The sequence below is a fragment of the Streptomyces sp. NPDC043996 genome (assembly GCF_056435225.1).
On record NZ_JBWKEY010000005.1, the window covers coordinates 1 to 23,381 of the forward strand.

Sequence of the window (23,381 nt, forward strand, 5' to 3'; positions counted from 1 at the left end):
TCACGTACCGGCCGGCGGTCGCGGTGGACACCCCGAACCCGGCCCCGAGCTGGGCGAGCGTCTCGTTCTTGCGCAGGTACACGAGAGCGAGCAGGGCCTGTTTGAAGCAGCCGAGCCTGCGCCAGCGGGAGTTCAGCTCACACCTTCGGGCGTACATGAGCCAGGAGACGTGCTCGACGACCTCATGCGGGATGTCGAGCATGGCACGATACGGGACCAACAGGGCTCCTGTGTCGAGGCGTTGATGAGTGAGATCACCAACCGAACGACCAGGAGCCCTGCCACGTCACAGGCCCTCCCGAGCAGCCCCACCCCTCAGACCCGAGGATGAGAAGCCTTCACTGAGACCCGTACTTCTCGCTCATCATGTCGAAGATCTGCTTGGCGCCGGAGCCCAGCTGCGGACCGGCGAGCCAGGTGTTCGCCGCCGGGCCGATCGAGGTGTTCGAGACCAGCTTGGTCTTGTCGTCCACCACCCGGAACCAACCGCCGCCGGAGGAGCCGCCGGTCATGGTGCAGCCGATGCGGTACATCGTCGGCTGCGCGGGATCCAGCGACAGACGGCCCGGCTTGTCGATGCACTTGTGCATGGTCAGGCCGTTGAAGGGCGGCGCGGCCGGGTAGCCCCAGGCGCCCATGGAGCCCACGCTCTGCGCGGACGGGGTCGAGAAGTCGACCTCCAGCGCGTTGCCGACCGTCTCCTCCAGGGACTTGCTGCCCTGCTGCGGCTTCACGTGCATCACGGCGTAGTCGTACGGAGCCCCGGCGCCGCCCGACGCGGCACCCTGGTCGATCCACTCACCGGAGGTCGACACCCAGTCCGCCCACCACTGGCCGTACGGGGCGATCTCCTGCGGCGCCGCGTTGCTCAGCTCCGCCTCGGACTTGCCGAGGTCGTTGTAGGCGGGCACGAAGGTGAGGTTCCGGTACCAGCCGCCCTGCCCACCGGCGTGCACACAGTGGCCCGCGGTCCACACCAGGTTGGACTTGCCCGGGTTGCGCGGGTCCTTCACGACCGTGCCCGAGCACACCATGGAGCCCTCGGGGGAGTCGAAGAAGATCTTGCCGACGGGCGCGGCGTTCTCGTGGTACGGCGTCTTCTCCGGCTTCGCCTGGACCGGCTCGGGCTCGGGGTCGGTCGCGCCCTGGTCGGCGGCCGCGTCCTTGGCCGCGATCGTCTTGTTCGGGTCCTTGGCCTTCCGCATCCGCTCGGGCTTCCACAGGCCCTCTATGACCGGGTTGACGAAATCCTTGGCCTCGCGCAGCCAGTCTTCCTTGCTCCAGTCCTTCCAGGCACCGTCCTTCCACTTGTCCGGGTCGATGCCGTGCTCCTTGAGCCGGTCGGTGAGGTCGGACGGCAGCCCGCCACCGGAGTCGGAGCCCTTGTCCGCGCCCTGCGAGGCACCGGTGTCCGGCTTGTCGCTCGCCTTGTCGTCGCTCGGCCCGCAGGCCGTGGCGGTGAGCGCCAGGACCGCGGCGAGCCCGGTGGCGGCCAGCGCGGCCCGGTGGCCGCGGCCGCGCGCGAAGGGCGCACGAATGGAACGCATGGAGCAGTAACCCCCGTAAGAACGTATGTTTGCCATGTGCGTGTCAGGCGTGGGTGCGGCATCCGCCGCCCAGGCCGACTGGCCTCCCACTATGCCTGTGCGGGTGGGGACGAACAGCGGCGAGGTCGTGAAGGTTTCGACGCCCTCGACGCCGTACGCGGACAAAGCGGGTGCGTGGTGCGCGGCGGACGCGCGTGGCGCGCGCCCGGGGCGCGAGGGCCCCGGGGCGCGACCGCGACGATCCCGCCCGGGCGGCGGCCGGGTTCACCCGCACGGTGGGTGAACCCGGCGCTCGCCGTTGCCGACCTCGGGGCGGCCTCGGGTCCCCTACCGCCCCCGCTCTACTGGCCCGCGAACTTCTTGCTGACGGCGTCGTAGATGCCCTTGGCCTCCTTGCCCAGGCGCGGCCCGGCCAGCCAGCCCGACGTCACCGGGCCGATCGAGGTGTTCGACACCAGCGCGGGCTTGCCGTCCGCACCCGCGGCGACCCAGCCGCCACCGGACGAACCGCCGGTCATCGTGCAGCCGATGCGGTACATCGTCGGGTCGGGCTCGCTGATCGAGAGCCGGCCCGGCTTGTCCGCGCACTGGAACTGCTTCTGGCCGTCGAACGGCGGCGCCGCCGGATAGCCCGTCGCCGTCATGTCCTTGATGTCGGCCACGGTCGGGGCGTTGAAGTCCACCGGGAGCGCGGCACCGACCATCTCCTCCAGGGACTTGGCCTTGCTGCCCTTCTCCGGCGTCACATGGATCACCGCGAAGTCGTACGGAGCGCCCTTGCCGCCGGTCGGACCGCCCTGCTCGATCCACTGGTCGGAGGTCTGCGCCCAGTCACCCCACCACACACCGTACGGAGCGACCTCCTCCTTCGGCGCGCCCTGGAGGTCCGCGGTGGCCTTGCCCGCGTTGTTGTAGGACGGGACGAAGGCGATGTTCCGGTACCAGCCGCCCTTCGCGCCCGCGTGGACGCAGTGACCCGCGGTCCACACCATGTTCGACTTGCCCGGGTTCTTCGGGTCCTTGACGACCGTGGCCGAGCAGACCATCGAGCCCTCGGGGCCGTCGAAGAAGAGCTTCCCGGCCGCGGGCACCTGGTCGTGGTACGGCGTCTTCACGCCCGCCGCCTCGACCGGCTCCGGCGTCGGGTCCGTGACGCCCTGGTCGCCGGAGATGTCGTTGTCGTCGACGCCCCGGTCCGGGTTCTTGTCGGCGTCCCGCATGCGGTCCGGGTCCCAGAGGCCCTCGATGATCGGGTTGACGAAGTCACCCGCCTCGCGCAGCCAGTCGTCCTTGTCCCAGTTCCGCCAGGCGCCGTCCTTCCACTTGTCGAGGTCGATGCCGTGGTCCTTGAGCCGGTCCTCGAGATCGCCGGGAAGCTGGATCTTGCCGTCGCCGTCGCCGCCGCCGGGCTGCGACGCGGACGAGTCGTCCTTGTCGTCGCCGGGGCCGCACGCCGTCGCCGTCAGGACGAGTGCCGCGCCGAGCGCGACAGCGGCCGCCACGGGGGAGGTTCTGCCGCGTGCGCTCCTCCCACGACGAGCGGTGAAGAGCGGACGTATGGGTCGCATGGTGAGAATCCCCCTGGGCCTCGAATCGTTCCAAATACCGGACATCGCGATGCGGGACGCCCCCGCGCACGGATTTCCGCGCACCTATTCACTGCGGCGTCGGTCATCGCAGAACATCGCGGTGCTCAGGGGCGCTGAACACCTCGTTGCTGATGAACGGCACACCACACTATGCCGGTGCCGTTGGGGACGGCCGACGGAACGGCAACGGTTCCGTCACGGCAAGGATCTTCAGGCAACCCGTGATCCCCCGCACTCGCCGTCGTTGGTACATACGGGGGAAACGCGGCTCGCGTTCACCCCCGCGCCAACTCGCCGCCGCACCCGGCCGGATGCGGCGGGACCCTGCCCAGTCCCAGCGGGAGGACCGACAGCCGTGGCCGTGACCGAGCCAGCCCCCGCGGTGTTGTCCGCGGCGCACGAGGGGATCCTGCGCCGCCAGTCGGCGCGCGAATCGGCCGCGCGCACCTACGCGCGCGCCCTGCCGATCGTTCCGGTTCGCGCCCGCGGGATGACGATCGAGGGCGCCGACGGGCAGCGCTACCTGGACTGTCTCTCCGGCGCGGGCACCCTGGCCCTCGGGCACAACCACCCCGTCGTCCTCGAGGCGATCCGCGCCGTCCTCGACTCGGGAGCGCCACTGCACGTCCTCGACCTGGCCACTCCCGTCAAGGACACCTTCACCACCGAGCTGTTCCGGACGCTGCCGCACGGTTTCGCGGACCACGCACGCGTCCAGTTCTGCGGTCCCGCGGGCACGGACGCGGTCGAAGCGGCCCTGAAGCTGGTGCGCACGGCCACCGGCCGCGAGGGGCTGCTCGCGTTCACCGGCGCCTACCACGGGATGACCGCGGGGGCACTCGAAGCATCCGGCGGCGCGCGGGACGTACGCGTCGCGCGCCTGCCCTATCCGCAGGACTACCGCTGCCCCTTCGGCATCGGCGGCCCCCGCGGCGCCGAACTCGCCGCCCGCTGGACCGAGAACCTCCTGGACGACTCCAAGTCCGGCGTCCCCGCGCCCGCCGGCATGATCGTCGAGCCGGTCCAGGGCGAGGGCGGCGTGCTTCCCGCCCCCGACGCCTGGCTGCGGCGGATGCGCGACATCACTGCGGCACGGGGCATTCCGCTCATCGCGGACGAGGTACAGACAGGCGTCGGACGCACCGGCGCCTTCTGGGCCGTCGAGCACAGCGGCGTCGTACCCGACGTGCTGGTCCTGTCCAAGGCGATCGGCGGCAGCCTGCCGCTGGCCGTCATCGTCTACCGCGACGACCTCGACGTCTGGCCGCCCGGCGCCCACGCGGGCACCTTCCGCGGCAACCAGCTCGCCATGGCCGCGGGCGCGGCGACGCTGGCCTATGTCCGTGAACACCGCCTCGCCGAGCGCGCCGCCGCCCTCGGCGCACGCATGCTCACCGGCCTGCGCTCCCTGGCCGCCGAGCACCCCTGCGTCGGTGAGGTCCGCGGGCGCGGCCTGATGCTCGGCGTCGAACTCGTGGACCCGACCGGTCGCCGCCCCACGCCGGGAAGCGGCGAGTTCGACCACGGGTGGGGCACCGCTCGGCGCGGGGCGCCCTCGTCCGCACCGACCGGCCCACCGCACGCCACCCTGGACATCACGCCGCAGGGCGGCGACCACGCGGGTCCCGCCAGCACGGCGCCCGCCACACCCAAGGTGCCGACAGCCCGCTCCGGCGGGACGCGATCCGATGACGTCACCCCTACGAGGCCCGTCGGCCACGGGCCCGACGGCAATCGACCCGACGGCAAACGGCCCGCCGGTACGTGGCCCAGCGCCTCGGGGCCCGCCACCACCGAGCCCGGCGACCACTCCGACCCACATCAGCGCCCGTACGACAGCGAGCACGACCTGCCCGAGAACCGCGCGCACCCTCCCGCCCCCGAACTCGCCGAGGCCGTGCAGCGGGAATGCCTGCGCCGCGGACTCATCGTCGAACTCGGCGGACGGCACTCCAGCGTCGTACGCCTCCTTCCCCCTCTCACCATCACCGACGAACAGGCGACCGCCGTCCTCGACCGCCTCGCCGACGCGCTCGCCGCGGCGGTCCGCTCCCACCCCCGCTAGCCCACGCCCGCCACCACCCACGCCCACCGCCCCCTTCCTTTCCTTCCCTTCGCCGCCGTCGACGCCCTCGACGGCGGCGCAGACCTAGGCGGGCCGAACAACCTGATGGCAGCCGCCCGCCGCCCTGTCCCACCCCTCGTCCCAGCCGCCCGTCGCCACACGGAGCCCGAAACAACGCAAGGAATCCCCTTGAACGCGACCCCCGCATCCGACGGCCGTCCCCAACCACACCCCTCAGGCGCCTGCGGCACGCAATCACCGGCGGCCACGGAGACCGGCACCGTGCCCCGGCAGAAGGGCAAGGACCAAGGGGCCGAACGCCTGCCCCACGGCACCGCCGACCTCCTCGACCACCCCGACCCGGGCACCGCCGCCCAGGCAGCGGCCGTCGAGAACCTCCTGCGCTGCTGGGTACGGGAGAACGGCATCGCCCCGCCCGAGCACGGCTCCCTCCGCATCCCCCTCCAGGCCAGCGCCACGGCCCTCGTCGTGGCCGTCGACTACTGGTCCCCGACGGGCTGGCACCGCTTCGGACCCCCCTACCTGGAGGACGGCCCACAGACAGCGCCACCGGTCGACGCGGTCACCGTCGCCGCACTCCTGAGCCGCGAGACGGCACCACCCCCGCGCTCAACCCCGGTCCTGGACGAGGCCACTGACTCGCCCGAGAGCCAGACCACAGACCGGCCCACAGACCGGCCCACCGGTCAGACCACTGGCCAGACCACAGACCAGCCTCAAGAACCGGCTACGAGCCGCCCCGCCGCCCAGACCACCGGCCACTCCACGGCGCCGACCTCGGACCAGCCCGCCGACTCGGCCCCCGGCCAGCCCGCCGAAGTGACCGCCGACCAGCCCACCGCCCCAGCCACGGACCAGCCCCCGGTCGCCCCCGACGCACAGGCTGCGTCCCTCGGCGCGACTGACCAGGTCCCGACGAACCCACCGTCACCGGAAGCCACGGGCGCGGACCCAACGGCAGACGCGTCCCTCACCACTGACGAGGCGAGGCCCTCAAGCCCGGTGCCTCAAGACTCGCCCGACGGCGCCGACCTCGTCGCCCGCGTCGCCGATTCCGTCCGCCGCACCGCCGACTTCATCACTGAACGCCGAAACAACCTGGAAGACACCCCCGACCTCTTCCTCACCGCCGAACAGTCACTGCTCCTCGGCCACCCCCTGCACCCGACCCCGAAGAGCCGCGAGGGCCTCTCCACCACGGAATCCCGCCTCTACTCACCAGAGATGCGCGGCTCCTTCCCTCTGCACTGGCTGGCTGTCGACCGCTCCGTACTGGACGTGGACTCGGCCTGGACCGAGCGCGGCCGCACCGTCCCCGCAGAGCAGCTCACCGCCCGACTGGCCGGTGCCGACCTGACACCGCCCGACGGCCACGCGCTCCTGCCCGTGCACCCCTGGCAGATCCGGGAGCTCAAGCACCGCCCCGAAGCCGCCGCTCTCCTCGACGCCGGACTCCTCAAGGACCACGGCCCTCATGGCGCCCCCTGGCACCCCACCTCCTCCGTACGCACGCTCTACCGCTCCGGCGCCCCGGCCATGCTGAAGCTGTCCCTGGGCCTGCGCATCACCAACTCCCGTCGAGAGAACCTCCGTAAAGAACTCCACCGAGGCGTCGAGGTCCACCGGCTGCTGCGCAGCGGCCTCGGCGAGCAGTGGCAGGCGGCCCACCCCGGCTTCGACGTGATCCGTGACCCGGCCTGGCTCGCCGTCACCGGAGCGGATGGCATCCCCGTCACCGGCCTCGACGTCATGATCCGGCACAACCCCTTCGGCCCCGGCGACGACGCGAGCTGCGTCGCCGGACTCGTCTCGCCCCGGCCGTGCCGTCAGCTCCAGGGCCAGGACCGACCGCCCATGCGCTCCCGGCTCGCCGAGGTCATCACCCGGCTCGCCGGACGCACCGGCCGACCGCGCGGAGCCGTCGCCACCGAGTGGTTCCTGCGGTACCTCGAAAGCGTCGTCCGCCCCGTGCTGTGGCTCGACAGCGAGGCGGGCGTCGCCCTGGAGGCACACCAGCAGAACACCGTGGTGACGCTCGACGCCGACGGCTGGCCCAACGGCGGCCGCTACCGGGACAACCAGGGCTACTACTTCCGCGAGTCCCGCCGCGCCGAACTGGACAAGCGCCTCTCCGGCGTCGGACAGCACAGCGACACGTTCGTCACCGACGAGGTGACCGACGAGCGCTTCGCCTACTACCTCGGCATCAACAACGTCTTCGGCCTCATCGGAGCCCTTGGCTCCCAACGCCTGGCCGACGAACGCCTGTTGCTTGCCGCGTTCCGCCGCTTCCTCGGCGACGTGGCCTCAGGACCCGGGCGCCTCCGCACGCCCCTGCCCGCTCGACTGCTCGAATCGCCCCAGCTGCGCTGCAAGGCCAACCTGCTGACCCGACTGCACGGCCTCGACGAACTCGTCGGCCCCGTCGACACCCAATCCGTCTACGTCACCATCGCGAACCCCCTCCATACGTGAACGCCCACGTGAACCCCGTACGTCGCCACCCACCAGCGACGCCCACCGACAAGCCGACACCTACCGACAAGCCCACGCCCTGACCTGACTCACCCCTGAGGACCCCGCCCCGTCCCCACTGAACCCGCCCTGCCGAGAGGAGCGACGTCGTGCCTCCCACCGACGCGAGCACCGACGCCGGAACCGAGCCCGCCACCGCGAGCGCCACGGACTGCGAAGAGACCCTCGACCTACGGCTGCCCGACGAGCTCATCGCGCTGATCGCCGAAACCGATGGCCACCCGGCACCCCAGGCAGCCCCCGGACACGGCACCACAGGCTCCATGGCGGACGGGGCACGCGCCCCGGCGCGGCACGACCTCCTCGACCACATCGCCTCCTGGGGACCGGCATCAACGGACGCTGGTGCCTTTCAGCTCGTCCCGGTCCGCCTCGCCCGCGATCTGCCCCTCATCAGCCGCTGGATGAACGACCCCGCCGTCGCCGCGTTCTGGGAACTCGCGGGACCCGAATCCGTCACCGAGTCCCATCTGCGCCCCCAACTCGACGGCGACGGACGCAGCGTGCCTTGCCTTGGCGTCCTCGCCGGCACACCCATGAGCTACTGGGAGATCTACCGCGCCGATCTCGACCCCCTGGCACGCCACTACCCGGCCCGCCCCCACGACACCGGAATCCACCTCCTCATCGGTGGTGTCGCGAACAGAGGGCGAGGGATCGGCAGCATCTTGCTGAGAGCCGTCGCCGACCTCGTCCTCGACCACCGCCCCGCCTGCGCACGTGTCGTAGCCGAACCAGACCTGTGCAACACCCCCTCCGTCTCCGCTTTCCTCAGCGCCGGTTTCCGCTTCGCCGCCGAAGTGGACCTGCCCGACAAGCGAGCCGCGCTCATGGTCCGAGACCGGGCGTTGCGCGCCCTGCTCTGACCCGCTCACTTCTCATACACCGCTCGACCCGATCCGGTTCCCTCTCCGAGGAGTCCCCGTGCCGCGTCCCTCCGCACCCCACAAACCCCAGCCCTCGGCCGCGCCCCACGCCCCTGGCACCGCCGTGTCCGACGGCGCCGCCACGCCTGATGGAGCCGCCGCGCCGGACGCATCCCGCGCGACCGACCCCACCCCGCCCGACGCCGTCGCACCTGGCTCCGCGGAACCTGGCTCCGCCACACCTGGTTCCGCCGCGCCCGATGGCTCCGCCGCCCTCTACGACCCGCCCGAGCTGACGCGGGACCGCTGGGAGCGGGCCGGCCGTCGACTGCTCGCCAAGATCGTCAGTGAGTTCGCATACGAGGAGGTCATCCAGCCCGTCCCGGCGGAGCGGGGCGACCACGCGGACGCGTACCACGTCCTTCTCGACGAACCCGCCGCCGACGGGCCCCGTCCCCGGATGGCCTTCCGCGCCCGCCGCGGCGCGTACGGCAGCTGGCGCGTGGACCCGGACAGCCTGACCCTCGACGACGGCACCGGACAGCCGCGACCCCTGGCCGACCCGCTGCGCTTCCTCACGTCAGCCCGCGGCACCCTCGGCCTGGACGGCGCCACCCTCGGCCACCTCATCCGCGAACTGACCATCACCCTCAGCGCGGACACCCGCCTCGACCACGGCGCGCTGACCTCGGCGCAGCTCGCCGACCTCGGCTACGCGGAACTGGAAGGACACCAGACCGGCCACCCCTGGCTCGTCCTCAACAAGGGCCGCATCGGTTTCTCCGCCACCGACGCCAAACACTGGGCGCCCGAAGCCTGCACGAGCAGGGCGATCCCCTGGATCGCGGTCCACACCAGCCTCGCCGCCTACCGGGGCGTGACCAGCCTTGACACGTCCGACAAGCTCTACGCCCGCGAACTGACCCCCACCACCCGGGAGTCCTACGCCGCCATACTCCGCGCGCGGGGCCTCGACCCCCAGGAGTACCTGTACCTGCCGGTGCACCCCTGGCAGTGGGACGACGTCGTCTTGCCACTGTTCGCCCCGTCCGTCGCCGCCGGGAAGGTCGTCCCCCTGCCGACCGACGGTGACCTGCGCCTGCCGCAACAGTCCATCCGTACGTTCCTGAACACCACCCGCCCCGACCGGCACACCATCAAGCTGCCGTTGTCGGTCCTCAACACCCTGGTGTGGCGCGGTCTGCCCACAGAGCGGACGCTCGCTGCCCCGGCCGTGACTTCCTGGGTGCACGCCCTGCGCGACGCGGACCCCTTCTTGCGCGACGAGTGCCGGGTGATCCTCCTCGGAGAGGTCGCCTCCGTGGCCGTCGAGCATCCCGTATACGACTCACTGCCCGAAGTTCCCTATCAGTACAAGGAGTTGTTGGGGGCGATCTGGCGCGAGCCCCTCAAGCGCTACCTCGCGCCCGGGGAGCGCGCCCGCACGCTCGCCTGTCTGCTGCACACCGACCCCCAGGGGCGAGCGCTCGTCGCGGAGCTCGTCGAGCGGTCCGGTCTTACACCCACCGTCTGGCTCGGGCATCTCTTCTCGGCACTGCTGCCGCCTCTGCTGCAGTTCCTGTACCGGTACGGCACGGTGTTCTCGCCGCACGGGGAGAACACCATCGTCGTCTTCGACGAGAGCGACGTGCCCGTCCGGCTCGCGGTGAAGGACTTCGTGGACGACGTGAACGTCAGCGCCGACCGGGTGCCGGAGCACGACTCCATGCCGCCCGCCGTACGCGACGTCCTGCTCACGGAGCCGCCGACGTTCCTCACGCAGTTCATCCACGCGGGACTCTTCGTCGGCGTGTTCCGCTATCTGGCACCCCTGTGCGAGGAACAACTGGGAGTGCCCGAGTCGGATTTCTGGGCCCTCGTCCGGGCGGAGATCCTGCGCCATCAGGCCCGCGCTCCCGAGCTCAAGGAGCGCTACGAGATGTTCGACCTGCTCACTCCTCGTATCGAGCGGCTGTGCCTGAACCGGAACCGCCTCCATCTCGACGGCTACCGCGACCGCTCCGAGCGCCCGCACGCCGCCGTCCACGGGACCGTGCCGAACCCTCTGCACCAGCCTTGATCGCGGCGTTGTCAGTGGGGCACCGTAGGGTGGTCGGGCTATGACGAAGCCCTCACTCCCCGAGCTCCTGCACGCCGCCGTCGCCGCCGTCGGAGGCACCGAGCGCCCTGGCCAGGTGACCATGGCCGAGACGGTCGCCGAGGCGATCGACGACGGCTCCCACCTGCTGGTTCAGGCCGGCACCGGCACCGGCAAGTCCCTCGGCTATCTGGTGCCCGCGCTGGCGCACGGGGAGCGGGTCGTCGTCGCGACGGCCACCCTGGCGCTGCAGCGCCAGCTCGTGGAGCGCGATCTGCCGCGGACGGTGGACGCACTGCACCCGCTGCTGCGCCGCCGCCCCGATTTCGCGATGCTCAAGGGCCGGTCGAACTACATGTGCCTGCACCGCCTCCACGAAGGCGTGCCGCAGGAGGAGGAAGAGGGCCTTTTCGACCAGTTCGAGACCGCGGCTCCGACCAGCAAGCTCGGCCGGGACCTGCTCCGGCTGCGGGACTGGTCGGACGAGACGGAGACCGGCGACCGCGACGACCTCACGCCGGGCGTGTCCGACCGGGCCTGGGCGCAGGTCTCCGTCTCCTCCCGGGAGTGCCTGGGCGCCACGCGCTGCGCGTACGGCCAGGAGTGCTTCGCCGAGATGGCGCGCGAGCGCGCCAAGCTCGCCGAGGTCGTGGTCACCAACCACGCCCTGCTCGCGATCGACGCGATCGAGGGTGCCCCGGTCCTGCCCCAGCACGAGGTGCTGATCGTGGACGAGGCCCATGAGCTGGTCTCCCGGGTGACGGGCGTCGCCACCGGCGAGCTCACTCCGGGGCAGGTCAACCGCGCGGTGCGCCGCTCGGCGAAGCTCGTCGACGAGAAGGTGGCGGATCAGCTCCAGACGGCCGCGGAGGGCTTCGAGCGGCTGATGGAGCTGGCGCTGCCGGGCCGCCTGGAAGAGATCCCGGAGGACCTCGCCTACGCGCTGATGGCCCTGCGGGACGCCGCCCGCGCGGTGATCACCGCGCTCGGTACGACGCGCGACAAGTCCGTTCAGGACGAGGACGCCGTCCGCAAGCAGGCCCTGGCCGCCGTGGAGACCATCCACGACGTCGCGGAGCGCATCACGACAGGCTCCGAGTACGACGTCGTCTGGTACGAGCGCCATGACCGCTTCGGCGCCTCCCTGCGCGTGGCGCCCATGTCGGTGTCGGGGTTGCTCCGCGAGAAGCTCTTCACCGACCGCTCGGTGGTCCTCACGTCCGCCACCCTCAAGCTCGGCGGCGACTTCAACGGCGTGGGGGCGAGCCTGGGGCTCGCCCCTGAAGGCACGCGGTCGGAGGACGCGCCGGTGTGGAAGGGCGTGGACGTCGGCTCGCCGTTCGACTACCGCAAGCAGGGGATCCTGTACGTCGCGCAGCACCTGGCCCGCCCCGGGCGCGACGGCACGCGTGACGACATGCTGGACGAGCTCACCGAGCTGATCGAGGCGGCGGGCGGGCGCACGCTCGGGCTGTTCTCGTCGATGCGGGCGGCACAGTCGGCGGCCGAGGAGCTCCGTGGGCGGCTCGACATGCCGATCTTGCTCCAGGGGGAGGAGACCCTGGGCGAGTTGATCAAGAACTTCGCGGCGGACACACGGACGTGCCTGTTCGGCACGCTGTCCCTGTGGCAGGGCGTCGACGTGCCGGGCCCCAGCTGCCAGCTGGTGATCATGGACAAGATTCCGTTCCCGCGCCCCGACGATCCGCTGATGAGCGCTCGCCAGAAGGCGGTGGACGAGGCGGGTGGGAACGGCTTCATGGCGGTCGCGGCGACGCACGCCGCTCTCCTGATGGCGCAGGGTGCCGGTCGTCTCGTACGGGCGTCGGGGGACCGTGGCGTGGTGGCCATCCTGGATCCGCGTCTGGCCACGGCGCGGTACGGCAGCTATCTGCGGGCGTCGCTTCCGGACTTCTGGTACACGACGGACCGTAATCAGGCGCGCAGGTCGTTGGCGGCCATCGACGCCGCGGCGAAGGAGAAGGGCGAGTAGGCCCGACGAGGGCTTCAGGGGGCGCCTGCGGAGACGTGGGCGCCTTTCCGTGTGCCTACGCGCCCGGTGCGGCGGGGGAGCGTCGGGGGCCGGGAGCGGTCGTCGGCTGGCCGCCGGTGGCGTCCCCGTGCGCCGACCTCGGGGGCTGGTGGGCCGAACGCGCCAGGGCGGGCGCGGCGGCTGTCCCGAGCGTCAGGGCGGGCACGGGGCGCGGGGACAGCGCAGGGCCCCGGAACCGGCGCAGTGGGTTCCGGGGCCCGGTCAAGGGGCACGGGTTCACACCCGGCGCAGCACCGCCACCACCTTGCCGAGGATGGTGGCCTCGTCACCGGGAATCGGCTGGTACGCGGAGTTGTGGGGGAGCAGCCAGACGTGGCCGTCCTCACGCTTGAAGCGCTTCACCGTGGCTTCGCCGTCGAGCATGGCGGCGACGATGTCGCCGTTCTCGGCGACGGGCTGGCGGCGGACAGTCACCCAGTCGCCGTCGCAGATGGCGGCCTCGATCATCGAGTCACCGACGACCTTCAGGACGAACAGCTCGCCGTCGCCGACCAGCTGCCGGGGGAGCGGGAAGACGTCCTCGACGGACTCCTCGGCGAGGATCGGGCCGCCTGCCGCGATGCGGCCGACGAGCGGGACGTACGAGGCGGCGGGCTTGCCCGTGGTGTCCGTGGCCTGCGTGCTGGGCTGGTCCGAACCGCGGACCTCGTAGGCGCGCGGACGGTGGGGGTCTCGGCGCAGGAATCCCTTGCGTTCCAGAGCCATCAGCTGGTGCGCCACCGACGAGGTGCTGGAGAGGCCGACCGCCTGCCCGATCTCCCGCATGGACGGCGGGTAACCACGCCGCTGCACCGAGTCCCTGATGACTTCGATCACCCTGCGTTGGCGATCGGTGAGCCCCGAGCTGTCGGCGCGGATTCCTGGAGGTCGGCCCGGCAGGGAGCGCGTGGGCTTGGGCCCCTCCTGGTTCGTGGCTGCGTCATTCATGGCATGCACCGGCTCGAATCGGCTCCGGGAGCGGTCCTGGGCAGTGATGGTCGCGCTGTCTGCGGTGGTGGTCACGTCGGTCGGCCCCTCTCGAGATGTTCTCCCTAGTTAGCCAACGGTAGTTGCTTTCGAAAGGTTGCGCCAAACACACGTTCGAGTGAAAAATCGTAGATTCCCTGACGTGATCATGTGCCTGGGTGTATGGCTAACGCTCGAGCCGAAAGTCATTTCGGTTCATTACGGTACGCTTCACCGCCGGGGTCGTAACCCTGCCGAGTGAGGCTTTCATAGTGCCACTCTGGGCCCCGTCAACCCCGCACCGACCTCACTCGGGTGGCGTGGGCGTGGTCGAGCCCGCCCCCGCGCGCGAGGCGGACGCCGCCGCGACGGAGGCGCCCGCGCGACACGCGACGGCGTCGAAATTTACGGCAAACCCCAGATCTAGTGGTTGGATTGCGACCGCAGCCCACAAGTTGTGGTCCCCGGTCTTCCGGGTGCTCGGGCATCGCCTATGCTTGGGGCTGCTTCGAGGGCCTCAAGGGTCCGTAGAGGCCTGTGAGTCGTGCCATGAAGGAGGGTTGGAGTTCCATGCACTGCCCCTTCTGCAGGCACCCCGACAGCCGCGTAGTCGACAGCCGCACCACCGATGACGGCACATCGATCCGCAGGCGCCGTCAGTGTCCGGACTGCTCGCGTCGTTTCACGACGGTGGAGACCTGCTCACTGATGGTGGTCAAGCGCTCTGGCGTGACCGAACCCTTCAGCCGCACCAAGGTCATCAATGGCGTCCGCAAGGCCTGCCAGGGGCGGCCGGTGACGGAGGACGCGCTGGCCCAGCTCGGCCAGCGGGTCGAGGAGGCGGTGCGCGCCACCGGAAGTGCCGAGCTGACCACCCACGACGTGGGGCTGGCCATACTCGGCCCGCTGCAGGAGCTGGACCTCGTCGCCTATCTGCGTTTCGCGTCCGTGTACCGGGCGTTCGACTCGCTCGAGGACTTCGAGGCCGCCATCAAGGAGCTGAGGGGCCGGCGGGACAGCGCGCCGGACGGCTCCGGCGCGGAGCATGCCGCGACCGGCTGTGGGCCCGGAGGGACTGTCGAAGTCCCGCAGCCCGCCACTGCCGCCGACTGACCGTCCGCCCGACGGTTCGGCGGCGAACCAGACCTGTCGCGCGACGCCCGGAGTGGCGTGCGCGACGAGAAGACACACACCGTGCCGCGGGAAGAACGCGGCACTTCAGGGCGTTTTAGCCTGATACAGGGAGGCGGCATGACCGAGACGACGAGCGGCCCGGCACGAGGTTCTCGCACCAAGGGAGCCAAGGGCGGCAAGGGCCTGCGCATCGAGCGCATCCACACGACCCCCGGCGTGCACCCGTACGACGAGGTGATCTGGGAGCGCCGTGACGTCGTCATGACCAACTGGCGCGACGGTTCGGTCAACTTCGAGCAGCGCGGCGTGGAGTTCCCTGACTTCTGGTCGGTGAACGCGGTCAACATCGTCACGAGCAAGTACTTCCGGGGCGCGGTCGGCACCCCCCAGCGCGAGGTGGGCCTCAAGCAGCTCATCGACCGCATCGTGAAGACGTACCGGAAGGCTGGCGAGGACTACAAGTACTTCGCCTCCCCCGCGGACGCCGAGATCTTCGAGCACGAGCTGGCGTACGCCCTCCTGCATCAGATCTTCAGCTTCAACTCGCCGGTCTGGTTCAACGTCGGCACGCCCCAGCCGCAGCAGGTCTCCGCCTGCTTCATCCTTGCCGTCGACGACTCCATGGAGTCGATCCTCGACTGGTACAAGGAAGAGGGCATGATCTTCAAGGGCGGCTCCGGTGCCGGCCTGAACCTCTCCCGCATCCGTTCGTCCAAGGAACTGCTGTCCTCCGGAGGCAACGCCTCGGGGCCGGTCTCCTTCATGCGGGGTGCCGACGCCTCCGCAGGAACGATCAAGTCCGGTGGCGCCACGCGCCGTGCCGCGAAGATGGTCGTGCTCGACGTCGACCACCCCGACATCGAGGACTTCATCGAGACCAAGGTCAAGGAAGAGGAGAAGATCCGCGCCCTGCGTGACGCGGGCTTCGACATGGACCTGGGCGGCGACGACATCACGTCCGTCCAGTACCAGAACGCGAACAACTCGGTCCGCGTGAACGGCGAGTTCATGCGCGCGGTCGAGTCCGGCGGCAAGTTCGGCCTGCGTGCCCGCATGACCGGCGAGGTCATCGAGGAGGTCGACGCCAAGGCGCTCTTCCGCAAGATGGCCGAGGCCGCCTGGGCCTGTGCCGACCCCGGCATCCAGTACGACGACACGATCAACCACTGGCACACCTGCCCCGAGTCCGGCCGGATCACCGCGTCGAACCCGTGCAGCGAGTACATGCACCTGGACAACACGTCCTGCAACCTCGCCTCGCTGAACCTGATGAAGTTCCTCAAGGACGACGGCAAGGGCCACCAGTCCTTCGACGCCGAGCGCTTCGCCAAGGTCGTCGAGCTGGTCATCACGGCGATGGACATCTCCATCTGCTTCGCGGACTTCCCGACGCAGAAGATCGGTGAGAACACCCGCGCCTTCCGCCAGCTCGGCATCGGCTACGCCAACCTGGGCGCCCTGCTGATGGCCACCGGCCACGCCTACGACTCCGACGGCGGCCGCGCCCTCGCCGGGGCCATCACGTCGCTGATGACCGGCACCTCGTACAAGCGCTCCGCCGAGCTCGCCGCGGTCGTCGGCCCCTACGACGGCTACGCCCGCAACGCCGAGCCGCACCAGCGCGTCATGAAGCAGCACGCCGACGCCAACGCCGTGGCCGTCCGCACGGACGACCTGGACACGCCGATCTGGGCCGCCGCCACGGAGGCCTGGCAGGACGTGATCCGCCTCGGCGAGAAGAACGGTTTCCGTAACGCGCAGGCGTCGGTCATCGCGCCGACCGGCACCATCGGTCTGGCGATGTCCTGCGACACCACCGGCCTGGAGCCGGACCTGGCCCTGGTCAAGTTCAAGAAGCTCGTCGGCGGCGGCTCGATGCAGATCGTCAACGGCACCGTGCCGCAGGCCCTGCGCCGCCTGGGTTACCAGGAGGAGCAGGTCGAGGCCGTCGTCGCCCACATCGCCGAGCACGGCAATGTGATCGACGCCCCGGGTCTGAAGACCGAGCACTACGAGGTCTTCGACTGCGCCATGGGCGAGCGCTCCATCTCCGCGATGGGCCACGTCCGCATGATGGCCGCCATCCAGCCGTGGATCTCCGGCGCGCTCTCCAAGACGGTCAACCTGCCGGAGACGGCGACCGTCGAGGACGTCGAAGAGGTCTACTTCGAGGCCTGGAAGATGGGCGTCAAGGCGCTCGCGATCTACCGCGACAACTGCAAGGTCGGCCAGCCGCTCTCCGCCAAGAAGAAGGAGGACGAGAAGGCCGAGGTCACGGCGAAGACCGAGGCGACGATCCGCGAGGCCGTCGAGAAGGTCGTCGAGTACCGCCCGGTCCGCAAGCGCCTGCCCAAGGGCCGTCCCGGCATCACCACCTCCTTCACGGTGGGCGGCGCCGAGGGCTACATGACCGCCAACTCCTACCCGGACGACGGTCTCGGCGAGGTCTTCCTGAAGATGTCCAAGCAGGGTTCGACCCTCGCGGGCATGATGGACGCCTTCTCCATCGCCGTCTCGGTCGGCCTGCAGTACGGCGTGCCCCTGGAGACGTACGTCTCCAAGTTCACGAACATGCGGTTCGAGCCCGCGGGCATGACCGACGACCCGGACGTCCGGATGGCGCAGTCGATCGTCGACTACATCTTCCGCCGCCTGGCGCTGGACTTCCTGCCCTTCGAGACCCGCTCCGCGCTCGGCATCCACTCCGCCGAGGAGCGCCAGCGGCACCTGGAGACCGGTTCGTACGAGCCGGCCGACGAGGACGTCGACGTGGAGGGCCTGGCCCAGTCCGCCCCGCGCCAGACGGAGACCCTGAAGGCCGTGGCCGCCCCGGCGGTGAAGGCCGAGGTGCCCGCCCCGCAGCAGCAGGCGCACACCAGCGCCGAGCTCGTCGAGATGCAGCTGGGCATCCAGGCTGACGCGCCGCTGTGCTTCTCCTGCGGTACGAAGATGCAGCGCGCGGGCTCGTGCTACATCTGCGAGGGCTGCGGCTCCACCAGCGGTTGCAGCTGACCGCATGACGCCGTGAGGTGAGGGGCGGCGGGCCTTCGGGTCCGCCGCCCCTCACCGCGTTCTCAGCGGACGCCGCCCATGGCGGACGTGAAGGACGCCAGGTCGGTGTCGAAGCCGTGGAGCAGCTCGCGGAACGCCCAGGGCCCGCCGGGCTGGTCCCGGGCGAACTCGGCGACCACGGAGGCCGTGCAGCCGGCCACCTCCGCGAAGTCGTGCTCGGTGAGGTCCGTGTACCCCTCGCGAATGCGGACCGAGGCATTCACTATGTCCCCGAAGACCCTGCCCTCCGAAGGCTGCTGGATGGCCACACCGACCACCACGCGCACGTACCTCTCGGCGAGCCGCTCCAGCTCCAGGACCATGACCTCGTCGTAGCCGAACCCCTGGCCGGTCTTGCTGTCCCTGCTGAGCGTGATCGTGCCGTCCGGCGAGCGGCTGTCGAAGTGCACGAGGTAGGCGGGGCTGCCGTAAGGGTCTTCGGAGGTGTACGTCGCCGCGATGATGTCCAGGTCGTGGGGTGACGTGCCCGACGGGCTGGGGTCCCATCTCAGGCCGACCTCGACCTTCTTGAGCCCTTTCCTGATACTCACCGAACTCCCCCTCACCCACAGCCGGTTATCAGTGCCAAGAACACGCTAAGGCCTGCCACTGACATCAGGGTCCTGAACCCCGCGGTTGGCCTCCGACGTGCCTGCGGTGATCATTGTGGCGTGATGTGGAGCGGAAACGAACTGGATGTCAGGGCCTACATGGCCAGAATCGGATACGAGGGGGAGGCGAAGCCCGATCTGGAGACGCTGAGGGCGCTCCACCGCGCCCACGTGGCGGCGTTCCCCTTCGAGAACCTCGAGATCATGCTCGGTCGTCCCGTCCTGCTGGACGTGGCCGACCTGCAGGACAAGATGGTGCGCCGTCGGCGCGGAGGGTACTGCTACGAACAGAACCTCCTCTTCGCCGCGGCACTCGAAAGCGTCGGCTTCCAGGTCACGGGACTTGGAGCCCGCGTCAGGGCGGGCGCGTCCTTCACGCGCCCGGTGACGCACATGCTCCTGAAGGTCGAGGTGGACGGCGAATCGTGGCACTGTGACGTCGGCTTCGGAGGCGAAGGCCTGTTGGAGCCGATCCCGTTGCGCGACGGTGCGGACGTGCGTCAAGGAGAGTGGCGTTTCAGCCTGAAGCGCGAGGCGGACGGCGCGATGGTGCTGCGCACCGAGCACCCTGACGGCTGGTTCGACCTCTACGCGTACACGCAGACTCCGTGCCTGCCCGTCGACTACGTAGTCATGAACCACTTCACCTCGACGCACCCGGTGTCGCCCTTCGCCAGCCGCCCGGTCCTGCAGCGTGCCGCTGCCGGGGAGCGCCGACGGCTGACCGGTGCGCAACTGACGGTCACCGGACCCGAGGGCACCAGGGAGGAACGGGGCGTACCTGTAAGCGAGTTGAGGGACGTACTCGTGCGGGAGTTCGGCATCGAGCTCGATGACGAGGAGTACGCCGACCTGGTCCGGGTGCACTACCAGGGAGCGTGACCCGCGGCACGCGCCGCGCCGTACGATGGCGCGGTGCTGGTCAAGTGGATTCGCTGCTCTGTAGTGGACCGTCGGGGATTCGAACGGGCGCAGCGAAAGTGGGCGGGGCTTCTGGGGGAGCCGGGATTCCGGGGGCAGGGCGGAGGGTGGAGCCGTGGCCGTCCCGACGTCGCGCACGTCTTCGCGTTCTGGGAGAGCCGGGCGTTCTACGACTCCTTCATGGCCCGCTCGCACGACCGGCTTGCGGCGGCGCAGGTGGGCACGTACAAGGACATCCAGACCAAGCTCTTCGACTACCGGTTCGACGTGAAGACGGGCTTCGAACCGCGCTTCACGGATGTCGACGTGGTGCGTGTGGCGCACTGCCGGGTCCATGAGGAGCGGGTGGAGCACTTCGCGCTGATGCAGGAGAAGGTCTGGAACCCGGCGATGGCCGGATCGCCGGGCATGATCCGGGGGCTGTTCGGGGAGGCCCCCGGGCATGAGTTCCTGATCCTGTCGATGTGGCAGTCCGCCGCCGAGCACGGCAAGTACCGCGCGGAGCGGGTGGAGCGGCTCTCGCTGCGCGCGCAGACGGAGGCGGATGTCGCCGCGCTCTCGGGCGATGTCGTGCACCTGGAGCCGTCGTGGACGGTGTGAGCCGGTCAGGGCGGGCGCGCGCGGTGTGAGGCCTGGGGCGAGCGTGCGGGTACGGGGCGGGGCAGCAGTACGGTGTGCCGCTGGGCCTGCTGGCTGGTGGTGATCACTGTCGGGCGAACGCCCCCGCGCGCGTGGCGGCCAGGGCCGCGGCGGCGGACTGATCGGCCAGCGCGATGTCGATCGGCTCCCGGGTGATGAACAGGCGCAGCATGAGGGGCGCTGACACGGACCTGACGAGCGCGGCCGCATCGGTGTCCGCGGCCGCCTCGCCGCGTGCGACGGCGCGTGCGACTACGGCCTCGCAGCGCGAGAACCGCTCCGCGTAGAACGTGTGCAGCGCCTCGGCCGCGCGCGAGGACTGGAAGGCGGCGGCGATGAAGGCGGTCGGCGCCGCGGCCTTCGGCTGGTCGGTGAACGCGTCGACGACCTCGCGGGCGAGCGCGCGCAGATCGCCTTCAAGGCTGCCCGTGTCCGGCGGGGTCCAGCTGTCCTCGCCCGCCAGGGCCAGCGCATCGGCCACCAGGCCCTCGAGGCCGCCCCAACGCCGGTAGAGCGTGGTCTTGTGGACGCCCGAGTGCTCGGCCACGTACTCGACCGTGAGGCCGGGGTAGCCGTGGTCGCTCAGGCCGCTCAGCACGGCGTCGCGCACGGCCGCGCGGGTGCGGGCGGTGCGGCCGCCGGGGCGGCGGGTGCCTGGAGCGGCCGACTCGGCCACGGGCCCGGCGGGCTCCGCTGTCGTCGCGGTCGTGTCCTGGTTCGTCCCACGCCTGACGGGTTGGCCTGCGGTGGAACGCCGGTCGCTGCCGCCCGTGCCATCCCCCTGCGATGCGCCCGAACGATCAATCCCACCGGCCTGACCTGCGCGAACAGCCTCGTCTCTCATCTCTGCCCTTCTGCGTGACCGCGACGGCCACACACTCAATTGCTACTCGTGTTGCGTTAGCGAGGTGACTGTGTCAGACTCATCGTAATGCGACAAGCGTTGCGTTTGCTTGTCGGGGTGGATGGCTTTACGAGCGCGGGGGTGCCCTTGTCTACTCAGATCTCAGTACGTGCTGTGACCCAATTCCGGGGTGACCGGCTTCTCTTCGACGGAATCTCCTTCGCGATCCGTCCCGGCGAACGCATCGGTGTCGTGGGGGAGAACGGAGCGGGCAAGTCCACGCTCCTGCACTTGCTGGCGGGCCACGACCAGCCCGACAGCGGCGCAGTGGTGACGGTGTCCGAGGGAGGCGTCGGTCTTCTCGCGCAGACGCCTCAACTGCCCGCGGACCGCGGTGTCGGCGACGCCATCGACACCGCCCTGGCCGACCTGCGCTCCATGGAACGACGCCTTCGCGAGCTCGAAGCGGATCTCGCCTCGGCGCCGAGCGAGGAGTTGGAGGAGTACGGAGACCTGCTGACCGCCTTCGAACTGCGCGGTGGGTACGAGGCGGACGCCCGCGTGGACAAGGCCATGCACGCCCTCGGGCTCGCCCACATCGACCGCCACCGCGAGCTGGGCAGCCTGTCCGGCGGCGAACAGGCCAGACTCGGCCTGGCCTGCCTCATCGCCGCCGCCCCCGAGGTGATGTTCCTCGACGAACCCACCAACCACCTCGACGAGACCGCGCTGGACTGGCTGGAGACCGCCCTGCTCGCGCACCGGGGCACGGTCATCGCGGTCTCGCACGACCGGACGTTCCTGGAGCGCGTCGCCACCGCGATCCTCGAGGTGGACGAAGCCCGCCGCACGGTCGTGCGCTACGGCGACGGCTATCGAGGCCTGCTCGCGGAGCGCGCCGCGGCCCGTCAGCGCTGGGAACAGTCCTACGACGCGTGGTGCGAGGAGACACGCCGCCTCGAGGAGTTCGCGGCGACGACGGCGCACGCCGTCGCCGGTGGCCGCTCTATGAAGGACAACAACAAGATGGCGTACGACCGGGCCGGAGGCCGGGTGCAGGCGTCCATCGCAGGACGTGTCCGCCAGACTCAGGAACGGCTGCGCCGCCTGCGCGAGCACCCCGTGCCCCGGCCTCCGGAGCCCTTGAGTTTCGCCGCGAGACCGACTGCCGGAGCGGTGGAAGGCACGCTGGTGCAACTGCGGGGCGTACGCGTCGCCGACCGCCTGCGGATCCCGGAGCTGACGGTCTCCGCCGGGGAGCGACTCCTCATCCACGGGGGCAACGGAGCGGGCAAGTCCACGCTCCTGCGCATCCTGGCGGGCGTGCTCGAACCGGACGAGGGCACGGTCGTCCGCCGCGGCCGCATCGGCTACCTCGCTCAGGAGATCCCCGTGCGCCGCCCCGAGGAGCGCGTACTCGAAACGTTCGGGCGAGGCCTGCCTCTCACCGTCGAGGAACAGACCGAACTGCTCCTCTCGTACGGCCTGTTCCGGCCCCGTGACCTCCACGTCCCCGTGGGATCGCTCTCCGCGGGCCAGCGCCGCAGGCTCGCCCTCTCCCGGCTGCTCGCCCGGCCCGCGGACCTCCTCCTGCTCGACGAACCGGCGAACCACCTGGCACTCACCCTCGTAGAGGAGCTCGAAGAAGCCCTCGAGCACTGGACCGGTGCCCTCGTGGTGGTCTCGCACGACCGGCTCCTCAAGCGTCGCTTCACCGGGCGAATACGCCGGATGGAGTCCGGCCGGCTACCCGGCTGAGCCACGCGACGAGCACCCGATCTAGGGTCGAGCCATGGCTCGACCCCGGCGCATCGTCCTCGTCCGGCACGGCGAGTCGGCAGGAAACGCCGACGACACCGTGTACGAGCGCGAGCCCGACCACGCGCTCGCCCTCACCGATACCGGCTGGCGGCAGGCGGAGGAGACGGGTGCGCGACTGCGGGAGCTGTTCGGCCAGGAGCGCGTCAGCGTGTATGTCTCGCCCTACCGTCGCACCCACGAGACCTTCCGGGCGTTCGGCCTGGACCCGCGGCTGGTGCGGGTCCGGGAGGAGCCCCGGCTGCGGGAGCAGGACTGGGGAAACTGGCAGGACCGGGACGACGTCCGGCTGCAGAAGGCCTACCGCGACGCCTACGGGCACTTCTTCTACCGCTTCGCACAGGGTGAGTCGGGCGCCGACGTCTACGACCGGGTCGGCTCCTTCCTGGAGAGCCTCTACCGCAGCTTCGAGGCCCCCGACCACCCGCCGAACGTCCTGCTGGTCACGCACGGGCTGACCATGCGTCTGTTCTGCATGCGCTGGTTCCACTGGTCGGTGGCCGAGTTCGAATCGCTCTCCAACCCGGGCAACGGGGAGACGCGGACGCTGCTCCTCGGTGAGAACGGCAAGTACACACTCGACCGGCCCTTCGAGAGCTGGCGTGAGCCGGAGCCGTACGGCATCACCGGATAGAGTGACAGAG

Annotated in this window: 16 protein-coding genes and 1 pseudogene; 11 read left to right on the top strand and 6 right to left on the bottom strand. The window is 70.5% G+C overall.

Annotated features, from left to right (window positions below; translation table 11 throughout):
- The 3 genes and pseudogenes from AC07A4_RS14265 to AC07A4_RS14275 all read right to left on the bottom strand — a co-directional run.
- Window positions 1-261 (bottom strand): annotated as a pseudogene (locus AC07A4_RS14265) (helix-turn-helix domain-containing protein); the annotation flags it as partial.
- Between the two features lie 77 nt (window positions 262-338).
- Window positions 339-1,547, bottom strand: coding sequence for a trypsin-like serine peptidase (locus AC07A4_RS14270; RefSeq protein WP_478597552.1), 1,209 nt, complete (start codon window positions 1,545-1,547; stop codon window positions 339-341).
- Between the two features lie 341 nt (window positions 1,548-1,888).
- A complete protein-coding gene (locus AC07A4_RS14275) occupies window positions 1,889-3,115 on the bottom strand; it encodes a trypsin-like serine peptidase (RefSeq protein ID WP_478597555.1) in 1,227 nt (408 codons plus the stop codon).
- A gap of 382 nt (window positions 3,116-3,497) precedes the next feature.
- On the opposite strand from AC07A4_RS14275, the gene AC07A4_RS14280 reads away from it, so the two are divergent.
- The 5 genes from AC07A4_RS14280 to AC07A4_RS14300 all read left to right on the top strand — a co-directional run bounded on the left by AC07A4_RS14280 (window position 3,498) and on the right by AC07A4_RS14300 (window position 12,714).
- Window positions 3,498-5,201, top strand: a complete 1,704-nt coding sequence (locus AC07A4_RS14280) for a diaminobutyrate--2-oxoglutarate transaminase family protein (protein WP_478597558.1) — start codon at window positions 3,498-3,500, stop codon at window positions 5,199-5,201.
- Between the two features lie 282 nt (window positions 5,202-5,483).
- Window positions 5,484-7,697: an IucA/IucC family protein gene (locus tag AC07A4_RS14285; RefSeq protein WP_478597560.1), complete on the top strand. Its 2,214-nt coding sequence runs from the start codon at window positions 5,484-5,486 to the stop codon at window positions 7,695-7,697.
- 149 nt (window positions 7,698-7,846) lie between these two features.
- Window positions 7,847-8,623: a GNAT family N-acetyltransferase gene (locus AC07A4_RS14290; protein WP_478597563.1), complete on the top strand. Its 777-nt coding sequence runs from the start codon at window positions 7,847-7,849 to the stop codon at window positions 8,621-8,623.
- Between the two features lie 292 nt (window positions 8,624-8,915).
- Window positions 8,916-10,703 carry an IucA/IucC family protein gene (locus AC07A4_RS14295; RefSeq protein ID WP_478598886.1) on the top strand — a complete coding sequence of 596 codons (1,788 nt, stop codon included), beginning with the start codon at window positions 8,916-8,918 and terminating at the stop codon, window positions 10,701-10,703.
- Between the two features lie 40 nt (window positions 10,704-10,743).
- On the top strand, window positions 10,744-12,714 hold the full coding sequence (locus AC07A4_RS14300) for an ATP-dependent DNA helicase (RefSeq protein WP_478597564.1): 1,971 nt from the start codon (window positions 10,744-10,746) through the stop codon (window positions 12,712-12,714).
- A gap of 276 nt (window positions 12,715-12,990) precedes the next feature.
- On the opposite strand, the gene lexA is transcribed toward AC07A4_RS14300, so the two are convergent.
- Entirely contained in the window at window positions 12,991-13,776 is a 786-nt protein-coding gene (gene lexA / locus AC07A4_RS14305; protein ID WP_478597567.1) for a transcriptional repressor LexA, read from the bottom strand.
- Window positions 13,777-14,289: 513 nt separating this feature from the next.
- Between lexA and nrdR the strand changes: the two genes are divergently transcribed.
- Both nrdR and AC07A4_RS14315 read left to right on the top strand, forming a co-directional pair.
- Complete coding sequence (gene nrdR, locus AC07A4_RS14310) at window positions 14,290-14,832, top strand: transcriptional regulator NrdR (RefSeq protein WP_478597569.1); 543 nt, start codon at window positions 14,290-14,292, stop codon at window positions 14,830-14,832.
- Between the two features lie 138 nt (window positions 14,833-14,970).
- Window positions 14,971-17,865, top strand: a complete 2,895-nt coding sequence (locus AC07A4_RS14315; RefSeq protein WP_478597571.1) for a vitamin B12-dependent ribonucleotide reductase — start codon at window positions 14,971-14,973, stop codon at window positions 17,863-17,865.
- 62 nt (window positions 17,866-17,927) lie between these two features.
- Here AC07A4_RS14315 and AC07A4_RS14320 read toward each other — a convergent pair whose 3' ends face one another.
- A complete protein-coding gene (locus AC07A4_RS14320; RefSeq protein ID WP_478597574.1) occupies window positions 17,928-18,455 on the bottom strand; it encodes a TerD family protein in 528 nt (175 codons plus the stop codon).
- A gap of 159 nt (window positions 18,456-18,614) precedes the next feature.
- On the opposite strand from AC07A4_RS14320, the gene AC07A4_RS14325 reads away from it, so the two are divergent.
- The gene (locus tag AC07A4_RS14325) at window positions 18,615-19,397 is read left to right on the top strand and encodes an arylamine N-acetyltransferase family protein (protein WP_478597576.1); all 783 of its coding nucleotides are present in this window, start codon (window positions 18,615-18,617) and stop codon (window positions 19,395-19,397) included.
- Window positions 19,398-19,430: 33 nt separating this feature from the next.
- On the top strand, window positions 19,431-20,036 hold the full coding sequence (locus AC07A4_RS14330) for a YdbC family protein (protein WP_478597579.1): 606 nt from the start codon (window positions 19,431-19,433) through the stop codon (window positions 20,034-20,036).
- A gap of 103 nt (window positions 20,037-20,139) precedes the next feature.
- Here AC07A4_RS14330 and AC07A4_RS14335 read toward each other — a convergent pair whose 3' ends face one another.
- Entirely contained in the window at window positions 20,140-20,751 is a 612-nt protein-coding gene (locus AC07A4_RS14335; RefSeq protein WP_478597581.1) for a TetR/AcrR family transcriptional regulator, read from the bottom strand.
- A 315-nt stretch (window positions 20,752-21,066) separates the two neighbouring features.
- On the opposite strand from AC07A4_RS14335, the gene AC07A4_RS14340 reads away from it, so the two are divergent.
- Both AC07A4_RS14340 and AC07A4_RS14345 read left to right on the top strand, forming a co-directional pair.
- Entirely contained in the window at window positions 21,067-22,677 is a 1,611-nt protein-coding gene (locus AC07A4_RS14340; RefSeq protein WP_478597584.1) for an ABC-F family ATP-binding cassette domain-containing protein, read from the top strand.
- Between the two features lie 34 nt (window positions 22,678-22,711).
- Complete coding sequence (locus AC07A4_RS14345) at window positions 22,712-23,371, top strand: histidine phosphatase family protein (RefSeq protein WP_478597587.1); 660 nt, start codon at window positions 22,712-22,714, stop codon at window positions 23,369-23,371.
- Window positions 23,372-23,381: the final 10 nt, after the last annotated feature.

Excerpts from the sequence above, each read along its gene's own strand:
- AC07A4_RS14300 (WP_478597564.1), top strand. The coding sequence starts at position 10,744 with ATGACGAAGCCCTCACTCCCCGAGCTCCTGCACGCCGCCGTCGCCGCC.
- AC07A4_RS14325 (WP_478597576.1), top strand. The coding sequence starts at position 18,615 with ATGGCCAGAATCGGATACGAGGGGGAGGCGAAGCCCGATCTGGAGACG.
- nrdR (WP_478597569.1), top strand. The coding sequence starts at position 14,290 with ATGCACTGCCCCTTCTGCAGGCACCCCGACAGCCGCGTAGTCGACAGC.
- AC07A4_RS14315 (WP_478597571.1), top strand. The coding sequence starts at position 14,971 with ATGACCGAGACGACGAGCGGCCCGGCACGAGGTTCTCGCACCAAGGGA.
- AC07A4_RS14270 (WP_478597552.1), bottom strand. The coding sequence starts at position 1,547 with ATGCGTTCCATTCGTGCGCCCTTCGCGCGCGGCCGCGGCCACCGGGCC.
- AC07A4_RS14345 (WP_478597587.1), top strand. The coding sequence starts at position 22,712 with ATGGCTCGACCCCGGCGCATCGTCCTCGTCCGGCACGGCGAGTCGGCA.
- AC07A4_RS14275 (WP_478597555.1), bottom strand. The coding sequence starts at position 3,115 with ATGCGACCCATACGTCCGCTCTTCACCGCTCGTCGTGGGAGGAGCGCA.